2 protein-coding genes are annotated in these 2,207 nt (G+C 39.1%); both read right to left on the reverse strand.

The window, feature by feature from the left end:
* Positions 1-228: 228 nt before the first annotated feature.
* Entirely contained in the window at positions 229-870 is a 642-nt protein-coding gene (locus tag H601_RS15920; RefSeq protein WP_051220780.1) for a DUF6266 family protein, read from the reverse strand.
* A 674-nt stretch (positions 871-1,544) separates the two neighbouring features.
* Positions 1,545-1,853: a helix-turn-helix domain-containing protein gene (locus H601_RS15925; protein WP_035656152.1), complete on the reverse strand. Its 309-nt coding sequence runs from the start codon at positions 1,851-1,853 to the stop codon at positions 1,545-1,547.
* Positions 1,854-2,207: the final 354 nt, after the last annotated feature.

Below are 2,207 nucleotides of genomic sequence, written 5' to 3' on the forward strand. Positions count from 1 at the left end.
TTTGAGAAACGTTGTGCACCAAAAAAATCAACCTTCATCATCCGCCAACCCACAACTGAAAACAAAATAACCGCGAACCAAACCTTAGTACCTTAGCCCCTCAGCCACTCCAAAAAAAAAATCCCCTGCCATAGCAAGGGAAAAAAACAACCAATCTAGAATATTGTTTTTACCTATGTAGGTACCATACACAGTGATTTGAGGAGAAAGGGTTCGTACCCCAACCCATTAATCCAACGTAATGGTGTTCAGGTACTGGCTGGTGGCATATTTCTTGCCGTCTGCGGCAACCACTGCTATCCAAACATGTACCGCCAAACCACTCCAGTAGGTGGGAAGTGGTAAGGTCACCGTTTCCGTGTCGCGGGTGGCAATTAGCTCAGCCGACCAAATCAATCCGGAGGTTTCTTCATACGCAACCGCCAAAACGGTATCCGTAGCATCGGCATTGCCTTGTCCGCTGTTGTTCACCCAGTTCACCGTTACCGCTTGGTTGGTGTCCGGTGTAGCCGTAAGGGTGGCTAAGCCCAATAAATCGCCACGGGTCAACAGAATCTTTGGGAAATCCCAATAGGCTTCTGTGCCGTTGTGTAAGGCGGCTTGCTTCATCAAGTAAGACATCGCCTGGTTCCGCTGGGTCTTTAACCCACCTTTTGCTCCAAAATACCGCCCCGGAATAGTCGAAATCGGTAAAAGGAAATTAGTGACTAACGTGAACTTGTCACGCTGTTGTTGTTGGAGCAACGACGCTGCTCGATTTGATCGACGAGGTAAACTTCGCATCACGTCTTTTCCTCGCCAGGTTGAACCGACTACAGTTCCAACCTTTCCATAAAAGGCACCTAATATGCCCTTGTTGTATGTTCCCATAATTAATTTTTTTAGGGTTTAACAATTATTGACTTTGTTGCTTCGCCGTGCACTGCTCATTCAACGGTTCAAAGATAGAAAAGGAAAACATTCGTTCGACAAAATTACAACGTAGTGACTTGATTTATAAGGGTTTGACTAAAATTAATAGCTTTTGGAAACCGTTGACGGACTTTGCACCTACTTGCATTTGAATGAGTGTAAATTGACGAAATTGAATGGAAATATTTCGAATTGATAAGTAATGAAAACGATTGATAACCCTTGACAATGGTTGAAGGGTTTTGACGGCATTTGACGACATTTGACTGGATTTGACGTCAAATGGTGACCGATGACCACTTTTGACTGCATTTGCCTACCGTTGAGGCGAAATGACGTTTTTATTCATTTTTAGAGGGGTTTTGTTCGATATTTGTTCTGTATTTGTTCGAACGAGCTTCGGAAAAGGGGGGTGTTTTCCGAACAAATGTGCCATTAATATGGAAGAAAACCCTAAAAGAAGGCGATTTTGCTGCCAATTAAGAAGGAAATAAAATACACTTCGAACGCGAGGGCATCGAAAAACAATTGCTATAGTAAAATTAGAAGATAACAAGTAGGGTCAGGAAGACATTCCTAACAAAAGAGGAGTACTCAAGTTGAAAAAGAGCATAATCAGTAGGTGTGGGGGCCTATTTTTTTTCAATCAAATGCTTATTCTTCATTTTTGCAACCATACTTTTTTCAAAAAACTCACGAGGATAATAAAACTTTCCACCTAGTTCAGAGTAGGGGATTAGTCCTGATTTTCGTCGACGAGCCAAAGTACTTTCACTAATTTTTAAAATTTCCATGACATCAACATTGTCTAACCACATGTCCTTATTGATTTTGCGGCTTTTCTTTTTCTCTTTCTTTTTCATTTTAGTCGCTTTTTTTTTCTGTCGGACATTGGAAGCACTAGTCTCCGACGGTCCGGTGTTTACATCTTCTTTGATCATAATAATTCTTTTTACGTAATGGATTAGTGAGGATTTCCATATGGGTTTAGTTTTAAATTAAATTATTTTACTTAAAGTATTAATAATACAAATTTTACAAATCTAAATGGTAAATGAAAGTGAAACTTATTCACAATCGGACTTACTTTTTAACAACCAATGAGGAAATTCTTACTTCAAAAATCAAATTAAAAGACATTGATAATCAAATAACTAATATTTTTTTATTGGCTTTACAACGGATAAGGAAGTTATTTTTAAGAAAATAATTAAGTAGTAAAGTAAGTAAAAAACAACGGTATTCTTCACCTACTTTTTTCCTCCCTTTCATATCCCACCTTAATGCCCCTTAAT

Source organism: Flavobacterium filum DSM 17961 (assembly GCF_000425465.1).
Classification (GTDB): Bacteria; Bacteroidota; Bacteroidia; order Flavobacteriales; family Flavobacteriaceae; genus Flavobacterium; species Flavobacterium filum.